The sequence below is a fragment of the Deltaproteobacteria bacterium PRO3 genome (genome assembly GCA_030263375.1).
Classification (GTDB): domain Bacteria; phylum UBA10199; class UBA10199; order DSSB01; family DSSB01; genus DSSB01.
On sequence record SZOV01000041.1, the window covers coordinates 12,665 to 27,257 of the forward strand.

At 64.1% G+C, this 14,593-nt stretch carries 15 protein-coding genes; 8 read left to right on the top strand and 7 right to left on the bottom strand.

Annotated features, from left to right (window positions below; translation table 11 throughout):
- Positions 1 to 85: 85 nt before the first annotated feature.
- The 4 genes from FBR05_08035 to FBR05_08050 all read right to left on the bottom strand — a co-directional run bounded on the left by FBR05_08035 (position 86) and on the right by FBR05_08050 (position 3,652).
- Positions 86 to 514: a hypothetical protein gene (locus FBR05_08035; protein ID MDL1872142.1), complete on the bottom strand. Its 429-nt coding sequence runs from the start codon at positions 512 to 514 to the stop codon at positions 86 to 88.
- Between the two features lie 100 nt (positions 515 to 614).
- Positions 615 to 1,922, bottom strand: a complete 1,308-nt coding sequence (locus tag FBR05_08040; GenBank protein ID MDL1872143.1) for a hypothetical protein — start codon at positions 1,920 to 1,922, stop codon at positions 615 to 617.
- The gene (locus FBR05_08045; GenBank protein ID MDL1872144.1) at positions 1,912 to 2,721 is read right to left on the bottom strand and encodes an SDR family oxidoreductase; all 810 of its coding nucleotides are present in this window, start codon (positions 2,719 to 2,721) and stop codon (positions 1,912 to 1,914) included. Before FBR05_08045 ends, FBR05_08040 begins: the two co-directional genes overlap by 11 nt.
- A 34-nt stretch (positions 2,722 to 2,755) precedes the next feature.
- Positions 2,756 to 3,652 (bottom strand): LysR family transcriptional regulator, encoded by an 897-nt coding sequence (locus FBR05_08050; GenBank protein ID MDL1872145.1) that lies wholly within the window; start codon positions 3,650 to 3,652, stop codon positions 2,756 to 2,758.
- Positions 3,653 to 3,763: 111 nt separating this feature from the next.
- Here FBR05_08050 and raiA point away from each other — a divergent pair, with 111 nt between their 5' ends.
- Both raiA and FBR05_08060 read left to right on the top strand, forming a co-directional pair.
- Positions 3,764 to 4,117 (top strand): ribosome-associated translation inhibitor RaiA, encoded by a 354-nt coding sequence (gene raiA, locus FBR05_08055; GenBank protein MDL1872146.1) that lies wholly within the window; start codon positions 3,764 to 3,766, stop codon positions 4,115 to 4,117.
- 1 nt (position 4,118) lies between these two features.
- Complete coding sequence (locus FBR05_08060; protein MDL1872147.1) at positions 4,119 to 5,216, top strand: calcium/sodium antiporter; 1,098 nt, start codon at positions 4,119 to 4,121, stop codon at positions 5,214 to 5,216.
- A gap of 8 nt (positions 5,217 to 5,224) precedes the next feature.
- Here FBR05_08060 and FBR05_08065 read toward each other — a convergent pair whose 3' ends face one another.
- Positions 5,225 to 6,256, bottom strand: a complete 1,032-nt coding sequence (locus tag FBR05_08065; protein MDL1872148.1) for a hypothetical protein — start codon at positions 6,254 to 6,256, stop codon at positions 5,225 to 5,227.
- 39 nt (positions 6,257 to 6,295) lie between these two features.
- Here FBR05_08065 and FBR05_08070 point away from each other — a divergent pair, with 39 nt between their 5' ends.
- Positions 6,296 to 6,700: a hypothetical protein gene (locus FBR05_08070; protein MDL1872149.1), complete on the top strand. Its 405-nt coding sequence runs from the start codon at positions 6,296 to 6,298 to the stop codon at positions 6,698 to 6,700.
- Here FBR05_08070 and FBR05_08075 read toward each other — a convergent pair.
- Complete coding sequence (locus FBR05_08075; GenBank protein MDL1872150.1) at positions 6,697 to 8,862, bottom strand: elongation factor G; 2,166 nt, start codon at positions 8,860 to 8,862, stop codon at positions 6,697 to 6,699. The genes FBR05_08070 and FBR05_08075 overlap by 4 nt on opposite strands.
- Positions 8,863 to 8,871: 9 nt before the next feature.
- Here FBR05_08075 and FBR05_08080 point away from each other — a divergent pair, with 9 nt between their 5' ends.
- The 5 genes from FBR05_08080 to FBR05_08100 all read left to right on the top strand — a co-directional run bounded on the left by FBR05_08080 (position 8,872) and on the right by FBR05_08100 (position 13,646).
- Complete coding sequence (locus tag FBR05_08080; GenBank protein ID MDL1872151.1) at positions 8,872 to 9,354, top strand: DUF4442 domain-containing protein; 483 nt, start codon at positions 8,872 to 8,874, stop codon at positions 9,352 to 9,354.
- Positions 9,351 to 10,376: a HupE/UreJ family protein gene (locus tag FBR05_08085; protein ID MDL1872152.1), complete on the top strand. Its 1,026-nt coding sequence runs from the start codon at positions 9,351 to 9,353 to the stop codon at positions 10,374 to 10,376. The genes FBR05_08080 and FBR05_08085 overlap by 4 nt, the downstream gene beginning before the upstream one ends.
- A gap of 77 nt (positions 10,377 to 10,453) precedes the next feature.
- Positions 10,454 to 11,506 carry a magnesium/cobalt transporter CorA gene (gene corA / locus FBR05_08090; GenBank protein ID MDL1872153.1) on the top strand — a complete coding sequence of 351 codons (1,053 nt, stop codon included), beginning with the start codon at positions 10,454 to 10,456 and terminating at the stop codon, positions 11,504 to 11,506.
- 265 nt (positions 11,507 to 11,771) lie between these two features.
- The gene (locus FBR05_08095) at positions 11,772 to 12,425 is read left to right on the top strand and encodes a hypothetical protein (GenBank protein MDL1872154.1); all 654 of its coding nucleotides are present in this window, start codon (positions 11,772 to 11,774) and stop codon (positions 12,423 to 12,425) included.
- A 372-nt stretch (positions 12,426 to 12,797) separates the two neighbouring features.
- Complete coding sequence (locus FBR05_08100) at positions 12,798 to 13,646, top strand: hypothetical protein (GenBank protein ID MDL1872155.1); 849 nt, start codon at positions 12,798 to 12,800, stop codon at positions 13,644 to 13,646.
- A gap of 21 nt (positions 13,647 to 13,667) precedes the next feature.
- Here the strand turns inward: FBR05_08100 and FBR05_08105 are convergent.
- The coding region (locus tag FBR05_08105) for a DUF4301 family protein (GenBank protein MDL1872156.1) at positions 13,668 to 14,593 on the bottom strand (926 nt) is incomplete at its 5' end.

The following is a 14,593-nucleotide window of genomic DNA, read 5'->3' on the forward strand; positions in this document are numbered from 1 at the left end:
CCCGGAAGTAAAGTTGGAAATGACGCGGCATGTCGTTAGGAAGATTCGCAACGTTCGGATCTCGATGGGTCTCGCTACGCTTCTTTTAGAAGACGTCGAACAGGTCGACCAGCCAAGCCGGCGGCGGGCCGAACAAGGTCTCGAGCCCTCGGGCGATCCCGTCGCTGAAGCGATCCATGAGACCCTTGAGGGTAGTCGTAGGGGTGCCGGGTGCGGCGGAGGGAGCGGCCGAAGCCCCTTGGGCAAGGCCGGAAGCCGCTTTGGAGGCGGCGTGGCGGGCGGCGCCCTTCGCCAGGCCTCGCGCGGCTCGGGAGGCTGCGCCGCCGCCCAACAGAAGGGAAAGATCGAATTCCACCATCACCGAAGTGGAGCCGTCGGCCCTCATCTCCACCCTGCCCCGGACGGGCGAGGGCGACTCCTTTTGCACCAGAGGGGGCGCAGGCGGAAACAGCCCCAGGGAGAGTTGCAAAGGATCGACGGGAGCGGGATTGGCTTTGGAATTGGGTGGGGTCATGGCTCCTCCTATTAAGGAAGCACCCACCCCTTCGTGAGTGTTTTCTTTATCGTCGGGCCCTGAAAATGGTTGCTAGCGCCATGATCCGGCGCGTCACGCCTCAAATATTCTGCACCGCCCGGAAAATCACGTTCAAACCCTCCCCTCCCGTCGCGGCCTCGAGGCGGAAGAGGTAGTATTTGTTCACCGTCACCCGGATCCCGCCGCCGCCGGTGAACTTGAAGTCCTTGAAGGCGAAATTGGAAATGCCGCCGAAGACGCGGCCGGTATCGAAAAAGACCGTGCCGTCGACGATGTCCCAGATCGGATAGCGGAACTCCACATTGAAGACCACGCTGCCCCGGTCGCGGAAACGCCCCTTGTCGAAGCCGCGCAGCGGCGAGTTCACGTCCAGCACCGCCAGGCGGTAGAACGGGATCTGGCTGCCCCCCGAGGTGTTTTGAAAGGTCCACCCGTTGTGCAACCAGAGCACGAGCCGCGGATGGCCCAGGGTGAAATACTGCTCCACGTCGACGTCCCACTGGAAGTAGTCGAAGCCCTTCTGGCCTATCCCCATGAAGCGGTGGAAGACGAGCTCGCGCAGGCCGCCACGGTGGGGGCTGACGTCGGGATCCCGCGTGTCGTGGGCCAGGCGAAACCCATAGTCGAGATAAGAGATGTTGCGGCCGAAGCCGGGAAGCTCGGCCGGCGGGAAATTCGCCTCCACCGGATCGGAGAGGCCGGCATGCCCGTTGTTGGCGAGTGCCGTGTCGAAGAAGATCCGGGGCGAGAAGCTTAAGTTCGGGATCAGCTCGAAGCCGAAACGCGTCCCCACCGTAAAGCGCCTCAGGCCGAACTCGCTCTTGGCCGACTCGTCGGTGTCGGGACCGATACCGAAGAAGTCCTCGTCGCCGTCCTTGTACCAGGTCGAGGCGAACTCGAAGGAGAAATCCCTGCCGAGGGCTTGGAAGGCCTTCTCGTTGCCCAGCGAAAACACGGCGCGCTGGTCGAGGTCCTGATAGAGGATGAAGTGCGTCTTCAGGTGATAGTCGCGGCGAAAGAGGTCGATGTGGGCCAGGCCCAAGCCGCCGCCGAACTTCCGCCCGTCGCCGACCGTCAGGATGGGGTAGACCGAGAAGCTGCGGTTCTCGTTGGTCAAAAATCCGACCGAGCGGCGCGAATACTTGTTCTTCTCGATGAGGTGCCCGAGCTTGTAGATCGGATAGGTGACGCCCTTCAGCACGTAATAGGGGATCGCGAAGGGAAAGACCTCGATGGGGGGCTCGGGCAGGGCCGCCGCTTGCGGGGCGCTCTCCGCGACGGGCGTCGGCGCGGGAGCGGTCTCGGCGCGCAGCATCCGCGTGAAGGTCAGGGCGGCGATCAGGCCGCAAGACAAGCGCGCAAATTTTTGGACCCGGCTAGCGGCCACGTCGCACCTTTCGGGAGAGCCGGCGAAACAGGCGCGGAATCAGGCCGGGACAGAGACGGCCGATCAGGACGAAGGCCTTGCCGTGCCAGGTGACGATCTTCTCCCGCCGCCGCCGCGCGACCGCGCGCACGATCTGCCGCGCCGCCTTTTCCGCCGGCATCTGCAGCCAAGCCGGCACGGGATCCTTCGCCTCCGCCCGATACAGGCCCTGGTTGTCCACGTGCCGGATCTCGGTCGCCACGAAGCCCGGGCTGATCAGCGTGACCGAGATCCCCTGGGGCGCCAGCTCGGCGTAAAGCGCCTCGGCCAGCGCGCGCACCGCGAACTTGCTCATCGAATAGGGCGAGGCCTCGGGGGCGCTGAGATGGCCGCTGACGCTGCCCATCAGGACCAGGCGCCCGCGGGATTTCTTCAGGTCCTCCAGCCCGGCCCGCACCGTGCGCAACAGGCCGAAGACGTTGGTCTCGAACTGTCGGCGAAAGTCTTCCAAGGCGAGCTTCTCGAAGCGCCCCACCACTCCGAAGCCGGAGTTGGCGACGACCACGTCGATGCGGCCGAAGGCCTCCCGCGCCTTCGCCATCGCCGCCTCCAGGTCGCCGTCGCGGGTGACGTCGCAGGCCGAGGCCAGGGCGCGGGCGCCGGAGGCCTGAAGCTCCGCCGCCAGGGTCTCGAGGCGGTCGAGGCGCCGCGCGGTCAACACCAGGGCCGCGCCCTCGCGGGCGAACTCCCGCGCCAGGGCGGCGCCGATCCCGGAGGAGGCGCCGGTGAGAAAGACGGTTTGGCCGGTGAATCGGGGCATGGGCTCACTCAGGCCTAATGCATTCGCGGCCTTCTTAGAACAGTTTTTTGCGCGCGACCCGGGTCAGCTCGAGAAGGGCCGGATTTTGCAGCCGCTTTTGGATGGAGATGGCGAAAAATTCCTCGCGGAGCCCCTTTAGCTTGCCCAGCGCCCGAACCCCGTATTGCCGGGAGATCTCCGCCGCCACCGCGACGGGCGCGGCGAAGAGCCCCTTGCCGGCCAGTCCGAAGGACTTGAGCAAGGCGCTGTCCTCGAACTCGCCGACGATCTCGGGACGGATCCCCCGGGCCTCGAACCAGTCGTCGAGGGAGCGCCGCAGCGCCGTGTGCGCCGCCGGCATCAGGAAGGGCGCGCCCTCCAGCGAGCGGGGAAAGCCGCGGGCGAACTTTCGAGCCAAGGTGGGCGCGCCGAACACCGCGGTATCCGAGGCGCCCAGCGGATGGTTGAAGGCGCGCAGCTTCGTCCAAGGACTGACCGGCGCGTCGGAGATCACAAGGTCCAATTGATGCAGGGCCAGCTCGGTCAAGAGCCGCTCGGGACGGTCCTCGCGGCAGACCAGATGGATCTTCTCGGGCATGGCGAAAACCGGCTCGAGCAGGCGGTAGGCGACCGCCTTGGGCACGACGTCGGCCACCCCGACGACGAGTTCGACGGGCCGGCCCGTCGGACGGCCCCTCACGGAATCGACCAAGTCCCGTCCCAAGGCGAAGATTTCCTCGGCGTAACGATAGACGCTTCTCCCGACGTCGGTCAGCGTCAGGCGCCTCCCCTCCCGGACGAAGAGCTTCTCCCCCAGGTTGCCCTCGAGGCTGCGGATCTGGGCGCTGATCGCGGGCTGCGACAAGGAGAGTTTTGCCGCGGCCGGCGCCAGGCCGCCCTCCTTGGCGACGGTGTAGAAATAGAGCAGATGATGGTAGTTGAGCCATTCCATGAAAAAATAATACTTAAATATTTTAGAACTGTTAACGATAAATTATTTAATTTTTTTATATTTTCGGTCTGGGCACACTGACCCCGTTGAATCCAAAACAAAGGAGAACCTATGAAAACCGACATCCGCGGAGTCAAAAAGCTGATCAGCCCCGCCATTCGCGAGCACGCCAGGCGCCGTATCCACTTCGCCCTGGGACGCTTCGAGGACCGGATCCTGTCCCTGACCCTGAGACTGAGCGACCCCAACGGACCCCGAGGGGGCCAGGACAAATGCTGTAAAATCGAGGCCAAGCTGCGCGGCTCCTCGTCCCTCTTCGTGGAAGAGACCGGGACCGACCTCTACGCGGCGATCGACCTGGCCGTCGAGCGTCTGGGGCACGCGATCCGGCGCCACGTCGAGAAGCGCAAGGATGTCCCGCGTCGCGCCCAGCCGGTTTTCGGATGGGACAACCTGAGGGAATAAGATGGAAACCGGACTATTTTTCGCCCTCGGCCTGGCCTTCCTGATCTTGGGCGGGGAGCTCCTGGTGAAGGGGGCCTCCCGCCTGGCCGCCTTGATGAAAATTTCGCCCTTGGTGGCGGGCCTGACCGTCGTCGCCTACGGGACCAGCTCGCCCGAGCTGGCGACCAACCTGATCGCAGTCTACGAGAACAAGCTGGACATCGCCGTCGGCAACGTCGTCGGCAGCAACATCTTCAACATCTTTCTCATTTTGGGTCTCTCCGCCTTGATCGTGCCCTTGGTCGTGCACCGCCAAGTGGTCCGGCTCGACGTCCCGATCATGATCGGGGCCTCCCTCATGCTGTTATTGCTTGGCTTGGACGGCGCCTTAAATCGCTTTGACGGAATCTTGCTTGTCGCGGCCGTGATTTTCTACACCGTATTCATCATTCGCGAGAGTCGGCGGGAGCAGCGGCAAGACGAGGCACCGAAAGCCGCTCCCGATCTGGCGACTGCGGAAGGACGCGGCAAGACTTGGCTTGTCTCGATCGCCTTGGTGTTGGGCGGGCTCGGGGCCCTGGTCCTCGGCTCGAACTGGCTGGTGGACTCCGCCATCGTCATCGCGAAGGGTCTGGGCGTCAGCGAGTTGGTCATCGGACTGACTCTGGTCGCGGCCGGGACCAGCCTGCCCGAAGTCATCACCTCGGTCGTCGCCGCCCTGCGCGGGCAGCGGGATATCGCAGTGGGCAACGTGGTGGGCAGCAATATCTACAATATCCTAGCGATCCTCGGGCTCTCCAGCATCCTCGCCAAGGACGGCATCCCGCTTTCCCCCGCCACCCTCGGCTTCGACATCCCGGTCATGATCGGCGCCTCGGTCGCCTGCCTGCCCATCTTTTTCACGGGACATCGCATCGCCCGCTGGGAAGGCGCTCTCTTCCTGCTCTACTACGTCGCCTACACCCTCTTCCTGATCCTGAAATCCCTGCAGCATGATAGCCTGCCCCTGTTTAGCGGCTGGATGCTGGGCTATGTCATCCCGCTGACCGCGGTCACACTGATGGTCTATTTCCTGCGCGCGATGGTGGAGCATTCCCGCAGGCCGGCGGCGAGCCGCTGAGTAAAAACTCAGCTCAAGGTCACACCCAGCAGCTTGCCGATGAGAAAGGTGGCCGCGCCGGCGCTGCCGCCGATCAAGAGCATGCGCAGCCCGCTCCACACCGCGCGACGGCCGGTGAAGAGACTTAAGGTGGCGCCGACGCCGAACAGCGCGCAGGCGGTGAGACCGACGGAGACCCAAAGGCCGTGCGGATGGCGCGAGAACAGAAAGGGCAAAAGCGGGATCAGGGCCCCGCCGGAAAAGGACAGAAAGGAAAAGATCGCCGCGCCCCAAGGCGAGCCGAGCTCCTCGATATTGAGCCCCAACTCCTCGCGGGCCAGGGTGTCGAGAGCGCGGTCCGGATTGGCGATGATCTTGTGCGCCAAGTCGCGCGCCTCCGCTTGGGTGAGGCCTTTCGCCTGGTAGATCAGCGCCAGCTCTTCCGCCTCCTGTTCGGGGTAGGCCTGCAATTCCTTTTTCTCGAGGTCGATCTGGTGCTCGAACATCTCGCGCTGCGAGGTCACCGAGATGAACTCCCCTGCCCCCATCGAAAAGGCCCCCGCCAAAAGACCGGCGATCCCTGAGAGCAGGATGAAGAGCTTGTCGTTGGAGGCGCCCGCGATACCCATGATCAGGCTGGCGTTGGAGACCAGGCCGTCGTTGACCCCGAAGACGGCGGCGCGCAGGTTGCCCGTAACGCCGGGGCCACGGTGGCGACGGCCGACCTGCTCGACGTCGGTTGGCATCGGGTGTCCCGGCAGGGCCTTGGAATAAGCGGAGAGGCCGCGGATCTTCATCGCAGCCAGGACCGGCTTGAGGCGGCGCGGCTCGAAGCGCTCGATCAGGGCGGCCACGCTGCGGGCGCGGAGGTCGGGGCGATAGGGCGGCGGCGGCTTGTCTTGGGACTTGAGCTTTTCGGCCCATATTTCCGCCTGTTTTTCCGCCTCGACGGCGAGCTTGGCGAAAAGCGCCGCAATGTCCTGGCGCGGCTCGCGGCGCGCGAGGATGCCGTAGAGGTAGGCGGACTGCCTTTCTTCTTTCCAGGAGCGGAGGCCATTCATAAATTGACAGGATTCCCGCCGGGAAGATAATGCTTCGGCATGAAAAAGAAACTCCTATTTTTCTTAGCCGCCGCCCTCTTTTCCCTGAGCTCGGCCGCCGGCTTCGCCCAGAACACCTCCATGGACATCGGGGAGGGCGCCGAGTTCTGCGAAAAATACGCGAAAAAGCCCATCGAGAAGAAAAACGTCTACATCGTTTGGGTCCAGGGCTTCTTCAGCGCCTTCAACGCGCTGGACCCCAAGACGAAAAACATCGCCGGCTCGAAGGACTACCACTTTGTGCGGCAATGGCTCGACGACTACTGCAAGGCCAATCCCAAGGTCTATTTCGGCGAGGCGGTGCGCATGCTGATCGAAGAACTCTACCCCAATCGCACGCCCAACAACCCCAACACGACGCCCAAGACCTGGGGCGCGGGCGACAAGATCGTCATTCCCAATTAATCTTTTTTTCGCTTCTCCACCTTGTCGAAGAGCTGCGGCGGCAATGGCTCGTAGCGGGAGAACTCCGTCCGGTGGAAGCCCGCCCCGTGCGTCAGGCTGCGCAAGTCGGTCGCGTACTTGAAGAGCTCCGCCATCGGGACCTCGCCCTGCACGACCTGCATCTCCCCGTCCTGCGTCATGCCGACGATCTTCCCGCGCCGCGCGCTTAAATCGTTGGTGATCGCCCCGGTGAACTCGGCCGGCGCCGCGACTTCGACGCGCATGATCGGCTCGAGCAAGATGGCCCGAGCCTCCTCCTCGGCCTTCTTCAGGGCCATGGAGCCCGCGATCTGGAAGGCCAGGTCGGAGGAATCGACGGAGTGGTAGGTCCCGTCGCAGAGTGTGACCTTCAAGTCCACCACCGGATAGCCGGCCAAGGTTCCTTTCTGCATGGCGTCCTTCACGCCGGCCTCGACGGCCGGGATGTATTTGGCAGGGATCACCCCGCCCTTGATCGCGTCGACGAACTCGAAGCCCGAACCCAAGGGCCGCGGCTCGACCTCCAGCCAGACGTCGCCGTACTGGCCGTGGCCGCCGGACTGCTTCTTGTACTTGCCCTGCACCTTTACCTTGCGCGTGATCGTCTCGCGGTAGGGCACGTGGGGCCTGCCCAGCGTGATCTCGATCCCGTGCCGCTCCTTGAGGCGCTCGGTCAGCACCTCGATGTGGACCTCGCCCCTACCCGAGACGATGGTCTCGCCGGTCTCGGGGTCGATGTGAAAATGGCAGGTCGGGTCGTTGGCGCTGAGCTTCCCCAAGGCCAAGCCGAGCTTCTCTTGGTCTTGCCGCGTCTTGGGATGGATCGCGAGGGAGAGGACCGGCTCGGGAAAGACGATCGGCGGGTATTGGATCGGCCGCGCCGGATCGCCCAGCGTGTCGCCCAAGCGCGTGTTCTTGAGCTTCGCGACGCCGACGACCTCGCCCACGGTGGCCTCCGCCACCTCCTTGCGCTCCTTGCCCTGGAAGACGAAGAGGTGGCCGAGGCGTTCGCTCGCCTGGCTGCGCGCGTTGCGCAGGTCTTCGCCGTGGCGCAGCGTGCCGGAAAACACCTTCATAAAATAGATGTCGCCGACCCCGGGATCCGAGAGCACCTTGAAGACCTGCGCCGAGGCCGACTCGGCGACGAAGGGCTTGCGGACCTCGGCCTCGCCGCTCTGCGGCTGCGTCCCCGTCTTCTCCGGCAGGCGGTCGGGCGGCAGGATCAAATGATCGAGGGTGTCGAGCAACAGGACGATCCCCTGCGGCGGTAGGGCGCTGCCGACCAAGACCGGCAGAATCTCTTCGTCCTCGATGTCCTGAATCAAGCGGGGCAGGACGTCGTCCTTTTTCAAGGTCTCGCCGCCCGCCAGTCTTTCGAAGAGGGCCTCGTCGGTCTCGGCGATCTCCTCGATCAGGCGGCGCTGGGCCGCCTGAAAACGCTCACTTTCCTCCGGGGGCACGGGCTTCTCCACCGCCTGCCCCTTCTCGTAGAGGAAGGCGCGCCCGTCGATCAGGTCGAGGACGCCGCGAAAGCCGGGCCCCGCGCCGATGGGCAGGCTGACCGGATGGGCGTGCTTGCTCAGCTGCGACTGGATCGCGGCCAGGGTCTTGTCGAAATCCGCGTGCTCTTTATCCATCTTGTTGACGAAGAAGAGGATCGGCTTTTTTTGCGCCACCGCCGCTTGGAAGAACTGCTTGGTGGCGACGTCGACGCCGACGGTCGCGTCGACGACGATGACGGCCGCGTCCAACATGGCCAGGGGCGCGGCGGCCTCCGCCGCGAAATCGGGAAAGCCCGGGCAGTCGGCGAAGTAGAGCCGGTAACCTTGATAATCGAGGGATTGGACCTTGCTGGAGAGGGTGATCTTGCGCTTGAGCTCTTCGGGGTCCTGGTCGAGGACCGAGCTGCCCTCGTCGACCCGCCCCAGCCGGTGGGTCACGCCGGCGGTGAAGAGCAGGGCCTCGGCGAGCGAGGTCTTGCCGGACCCCGAGGCACCCAAGAGCGTGAAGCTGCGGATTTTTTCCGGAGCCAGGGCCATCTCCCCCTCCTGTCGCCATGATAACGCCGCGGCCGGAGGGCCTCCAAGGAAAAAGCGGGCCGCCCCGCGAGGAGGATTCTTGCCAAGGGCCCCCGGCCGTGCCATCTTCCCTTCATGGCCAACCTCAAAGAAACCCTGGCGCTGCGCGCCTTCGGACTCTTCAAGATCCCCCTGCTCTTCTCGGTGCGCCCGACCATCATCGAGGTCAACAAGAAGCGCTGCGAGGTGAAGATCCCCCTCAACTTCTGGACCCGCAACCACCTGAAGTCGATGTACTTCGGCACCCTGGCGATGGGCGCCGACTGCGCCGGCGGACTGCTGGCGATGCAGTCGATCAAGGCCAGCAAAAAGAACGTCGTCTTGATCTTCAAGGACTTCCACGCCGACTTCCTCAAGCGCGCCGAGTCCGACGTGCACTTCATCTGCGAGGACGGCGCCAAGATCGAAAAACAGGTGAAAGAGACCATCGAAAGCGGCGAACGCACCAACCAAACCCTGAAGATCGTCGCCACCACCCCCAAGATCTCGGGCGACGAGCCGGTGGCGAAGTTCCTGCTCACCCTCTCCTTGAAACTGCAGGGCAAAAAATCTTCATGAAGCAAAGCGGCGCCGGACTGCTGTTCCTGATCCTCGCCCTGCTCGCCCCCGGGCTCTCCGCCCACGAGCTCAAGCTCTCCGACAGCGAAATCCTCCTCGAGGGGACGAAGGCCCGCTGGACGCACAAGGTGCACCTGGGCGACTTCGACACCAAATTCGCTCGCGCCGATCTCGCGACGCTGCAGGCCTATATCCCGCAACGCGTTTCCCTAAGCGCCGGCGGCGAGGCCTGCCGCTTCGAGCGCCTCGACTTCGCCAAGGACGCGGCGGTCGAGGCCGCGGTCCTCGTCCTGAGCTACGATTGCCCCGCGCCCCGGGCGCCTTTGCAGGTGCATTACGATTTGTTCTACGGCGATCTCGGCCACCGCCACCTGATGAAGGCAAAGCTGGGCGACAAGCTGTTCAGCTACACCTTCGCGCCCGGGCACTCCGACTTTTCCTTCTCGGAAGAAAGCCTCGGACAGAGCATCCTGGCCTTCCTCAAGCTCGGGCTCGAGCATATCCTCATCGGCTACGACCACATCCTCTTCGTCCTCGCCCTGATCTTCGGCGCCAGGCGATTCAAGGACCTGCTCTGGCTCATCACCAGCTTCACGCTGGCCCACTCCATCACCCTGGCCCTGGCCACCCTCGAGGTCATCACCCTGCCGCCCTCCGTGGTCGAGCCGATCATCGCCGCCAGCATCGTCTTTTTGGCCCTCCTCGACCTCTTCGCCAAGGGGCCGCGGACGCCGCGGGCCATGATCGTCTTGACCTTCGCCTTTGGCCTGATCCACGGCCTGGGCTTTTCCTACATCCTACAGGAGGCCGACCTGCGGGCCGGCAATCTCGCCGTTCCCTTGATCTTTTTCAATTTGGGGGTGGAATTGGGCCAGGTCCTGATCGTCGCCCTAGTCTACCCCCTGACCCTGGGCTTGAGCCGCCTGCTGAAGGGTTCCTACCTTTACCTGAAAGCGGTCTTCCTGGCCCTGATCGCCGCCGTCGGGCTTTATTGGATGGTCGAACGCATCTTCTTCGGTTAAATTAACCCTCAAATAAAAAGGGGGCGGCCGAAGCCACCCCCATCCTGTCCGACCGGGGAACCGCAGTCCCCCGAATCATGGATTTTAAGGGAGGCCCGGCCGGCCTTCCAAGGGATTTTTCCGGAGTTGCCATGTACCAGATCATGCTCTGCTCGCCGGAAGGCGAATTCATCGAGACCCAGGACGTCGAACGTCTCAAAGAGGCCAAGCGCCGCAAAAGCCACTACATCTGGGTGGATATGGAGGACCCCTCGGAGGAAGAAGTCGACCTCTTGCTCGAGATCTTCAACTTTCATCCCCTCGCGATCGAGCACGTCCTGATGGGCGTAGGCACCGCGCGCCTCGACATCTACGAGGACTACGCCTTCCTCGCGTTGCACCGCGTCTTCTACAATTTCGAGACCGAGTCCTGCCAGCGCCGCGAATTCGAGGCCTTCTTCTCGGGCGACTTCATCGTGACCTCCCACGGAAAAAACCTCTCCCGCACCTTCGCCACCGCCCGCCAGCGGGTGCACGATAGCCCCAAGGACACCCTGGGCGATTCGCCCAGCTACGTCCTGCTCAACCTGCTCGAGCTGGCGATCAAGGACTACCAGCCGATCATGGAGGAGTGGGAGGACAACCTGGAGGAAATCGAGCAGCAGGTCCTGAAGGGCGTAAAGGACGACGTCCTGGACCAGATCCTCAAATTCAAGAAGCTCGTCGCCAGCATGCGTAAGAGCCTCCTGCCCGAGCGCGAGGTCTACCGGCAGCTCGACGACAAGCACGTCATCCCCTTCATCAAGGAAGAGGCGCGGCCCTACTTCAAGACGGCGATGGACGACATGAATTCGCTCTTGCAGGATCTCGACTCCCTGCGCGAGCACGCCGGCGCGGTCTTCGACGTCTACGCGGCGGTCCTGACCATCAAGATGACCGAGTCCTCCAACCAGCTGAACTTCGTCATGCAGCGCCTTACCATCGGGGCGACGATCTTCCTGCCCCTGACCTTCATCGTCGGCGTTTACGGGATGAATTTCGAGTACATGCCGGAATTCAAGTGGCCGGGTTTCTACTATATCTTATGGGGCTTCATGATCAGCCTGGTCGTCGGCATGATCGTGTTTTTCAAGAAAAAGAAGTGGATTTAGGCCCCGCCTGGAGAGCCAAGACCGGCGCGGATCGGCGGGTCGGGGTGCCTTCCCCTCAAAAACAGGGACAGCGCCCGGCGCGGGTTTCGGGAAGACGGAGCAAGTTTTCTATTTTAATTTCAGTCACTTGAAGCCGCCGCCTCCCGTTTTGGCGCATTGCGTCTTGATTTGGCATCCCTTTTGCTAATCTTGTACATTGCACACTTCCAATAAACCAACGCACTCCAGGCGTGTGTAGGGGGCATACCATAACGGAGCTTATGTTATGACCTTCACCATTCCTGTCCTTACCGCCGACGACTTGGCCGCCCGCGCCCAGGCGGAAATCGCCTCGATGCCGACCACGCGCCTGACCACCCACGTCCCCGACGGCGCCGACCGCGCCGCCGGTCGCCTCCACGGCCGCCGCGATCGCTTCCACCTCCCCGAGCCCTCGCTCGCGGGCATCACCCGCTCGGGCAGCCGGCGTAGCCGCGCGGCGGGCCCCCGCGCCCACGAGCCGGTCTCCGGAGGCATCGCCTTCGCCGGCTACCGTCCGACGACCCGCTATCACGGCATCGACCGGGACTACAGCCTGACGCCGCATTTCGAGTCGCGCGAGGCGCCGACGCCCGTCGTCGCCGAGCCCCGCGGCCGCCGCAGCCGCGCCGACCGCATCGCCGACCTGCTGACCGAGGCCAACAACCTGATGGCCGGCGCCGAGCTCGACATCCGCCTCGCCCGCGGAGTGAGCGGCGCGCGCCGCGAGGAGATCCGGACCCGCGCCCGTGAGTGCTTCGAGCGCGCCGAGCGCCTGGTGCACCGCGCCGAGGGCCTGGCCCGCGCCAGCCGCGCCTCCCTCTCTCCCGAGCTGCGCGCCCAGCTGGAGGAGACCCGGCTTCGTTCCGACACCGCCGGATTCGCGATGGGCGCCGCCTAAGCGTTACCCGACCTCCGGCGAGAGCCGAAGCTTGCGTTGAAAAACAGAACCCCCGCCGTGGGTGTGGCGCCCGCGACGGGGGTTTTTCATTCTCCATCCCAAATCGGCAAATTTCGCTGGATAATGGCCCCCATCTTCATTAATTCCAAAAAGGAAATTTAAATCCGAGAGGGACCAACGCCCGGCGAACCACTCCCAGCCCCCTTCCGGATCTTATATTTTTGGAACGATATCTTTCGAAAGGAGCCGGATATTTATCAGGAGATTCGCAATTTCCCCGCGCAATTTCTCGCCAGCTGGAAGATCGTCCGCGACCATCCGAAGCTCACCCCTTGGACCCCGGCTCCCGGCGCCAAGGTCTACTACGCGGCGATGGGCGGCAGCTCCCTGCCGGCGGATCTAGTCAACGACGGCTTCGGCACCGGCCCGCGACTGGAGATCGTCCGCGACTACCGGCTGCCCGCGGCGGCGGGCCCCCAAGACCTCTGCATCGCCTCTTCCTATTCCGGCAACACCGAGGAGACCCTCGCGGCGCTCGACGACGCCCTCGCCCGCGGCTGCCGGGCGATCGCGATGTCCCATGGCGGGCAGCTGGTGGCGAAGGCCAAGGCCGCCGGCATCCCTCACGTGCCGATCCCCGAATCCATTCAACCGCGTTGCGCCAGCGGCTATTTCTTCGCGAGCCTGGTCGGGATCTTTCACCGCCTCTCCTTGATTCCCAATCCGGAAGCTCTGCTGGACCGGCTGGCGAAGCACCTCTCCGGCGTCCAAGACGCCTGCGAGGCGCGCGGCAAGGCGTTGGCCGAGGCCCTGCGCGACCGCGTGCCCATCGTCTACGGCCCCGCCGAATTCGCCGGGGCCGCGCGCATCTGGAAGATCAAGTTCAACGAGAACGCCAAGATCCAGAGCTTCAGCAACGTCTTCCCCGAGCTGAACCACAACGAGATGGTCGGCTTCACCCGCCTGCTGATGAAGCCCGCGCTGATCTTCCTGGAGAGTCGCTTCATGCACCCGCGCGTGAAGCGCCGAATGGACGTGATGGAGGAAATCTTGGGCCGAGAGATCCCGATCCACCGCCTGGCCTGCGGCGGGGAGAGCCCCCTCTTCGAGATGTTCGAGGGCCTCGCGGTGGCGGATTACGCCTCCTATCACCTGGCGCAGGCCTACGGCATCGACCCGGCGCCGGTGGAGATGGTCGAGGCGTTCAAGAAGAAGCTGTAGGGGCGAACACAAGGTTCGCCCCTACGAATGCTCCGGCCTCAGCAAGTCCTCGATCCGCTTCACCGGCGTGAAGGTCGAGACCGGCACCTCCACAAAGACCGTGTTCCAGTGCGCCATCGCGCCGTTCCAGAGGCCCGGCAGCTCCAGGGCCCTGAGCGGCTTTCCCTCGTAGGACTTTTCGGAGATAAATCCCGCCTCGGGATCGGCGAATTTTTCCAACTCAAAGGGCCGCCCGCGAAAATCCTTGAGCCCGCAGACCAAATCCACGGGATTGAAATGCGTCGCATCGCGAAAGATCCGCTGCCGCTCCGCGTCCGCAGGGTCCACCTGGACCGACTCGACGATCTGCAGCGAGAAGCCGCCGCCCCGCTCTTCCACCCAAAACGGAGCTCCGCCGGGCTCGCCCTGGTTGGGGACCATCCCGCAGACGCGCAGCGGTCGGTTCAATCGCGCGAAGAGCCAAGCCCTCCGCGCCGCCGCTTCGAGCCCCGGCCAATCTGTCGGCAAGGAAGCGGAGAGCGTCCCGCACAGGAAGGCCTCGATCTCGGCCAAGACCGCCGGGGCGGGACTCCCGGCCTCGAGGAGCCGGAGGTAGCGAAAGCAGGTCTCCTGGATCTCGGCGAGGAAGCCCGCCATGGCCTTTTTGTAGATCAGGGTGTCGGCCCGCCTCGCGTCGGGGGCGACGTTGTCGATGTTCTTGATGAAGACGACGGAGCCCTCGAGGGCGACCAAATTCTCCAGCAAGGCCCCGTGCCCGGAGGGGCGAAAGACCAGCCGCCCCGCGCGATCCCGAAAGGGGCCGTTTTGCAGGTCGGCGGCGACGGTATCGCTGGACTTCTTCTGCGTGGAAAATCCGATCTCGAAGCGGTTTCCCTCCGCCTCGTAGCGCGGCAGGACGGTCCGCAAATAGGCGCGAAGGGCGGCCTCGTGCGCCTCGGCGACGGTGA

Bases quoted from the DNA above. Each gene is read 5' to 3' on its own strand.
- FBR05_08035 (MDL1872142.1), bottom strand. From the start codon at position 514: ATGACCCCACCCAATTCCAAAGCCAATCCCGCTCCCGTCGATCCTTTG.
- FBR05_08045 (MDL1872144.1), bottom strand. From the start codon at position 2,721: ATGCCCCGATTCACCGGCCAAACCGTCTTTCTCACCGGCGCCTCCTCC.
- FBR05_08050 (MDL1872145.1), bottom strand. From the start codon at position 3,652: ATGGAATGGCTCAACTACCATCATCTGCTCTATTTCTACACCGTCGCC.
- raiA (MDL1872146.1), top strand. From the start codon at position 3,764: ATGAAAACCGACATCCGCGGAGTCAAAAAGCTGATCAGCCCCGCCATT.
- FBR05_08060 (MDL1872147.1), top strand. From the start codon at position 4,119: ATGGAAACCGGACTATTTTTCGCCCTCGGCCTGGCCTTCCTGATCTTG.
- FBR05_08065 (MDL1872148.1), bottom strand. From the start codon at position 6,256: ATGAATGGCCTCCGCTCCTGGAAAGAAGAAAGGCAGTCCGCCTACCTC.
- FBR05_08070 (MDL1872149.1), top strand. From the start codon at position 6,296: ATGAAAAAGAAACTCCTATTTTTCTTAGCCGCCGCCCTCTTTTCCCTG.
- FBR05_08075 (MDL1872150.1), bottom strand. From the start codon at position 8,862: ATGGCACGGCCGGGGGCCCTTGGCAAGAATCCTCCTCGCGGGGCGGCC.
- FBR05_08080 (MDL1872151.1), top strand. From the start codon at position 8,872: ATGGCCAACCTCAAAGAAACCCTGGCGCTGCGCGCCTTCGGACTCTTC.
- FBR05_08085 (MDL1872152.1), top strand. From the start codon at position 9,351: ATGAAGCAAAGCGGCGCCGGACTGCTGTTCCTGATCCTCGCCCTGCTC.
- corA (MDL1872153.1), top strand. From the start codon at position 10,454: ATGGATTTTAAGGGAGGCCCGGCCGGCCTTCCAAGGGATTTTTCCGGA.
- FBR05_08095 (MDL1872154.1), top strand. From the start codon at position 11,772: ATGACCTTCACCATTCCTGTCCTTACCGCCGACGACTTGGCCGCCCGC.
- FBR05_08100 (MDL1872155.1), top strand. From the start codon at position 12,798: ATGGGCGGCAGCTCCCTGCCGGCGGATCTAGTCAACGACGGCTTCGGC.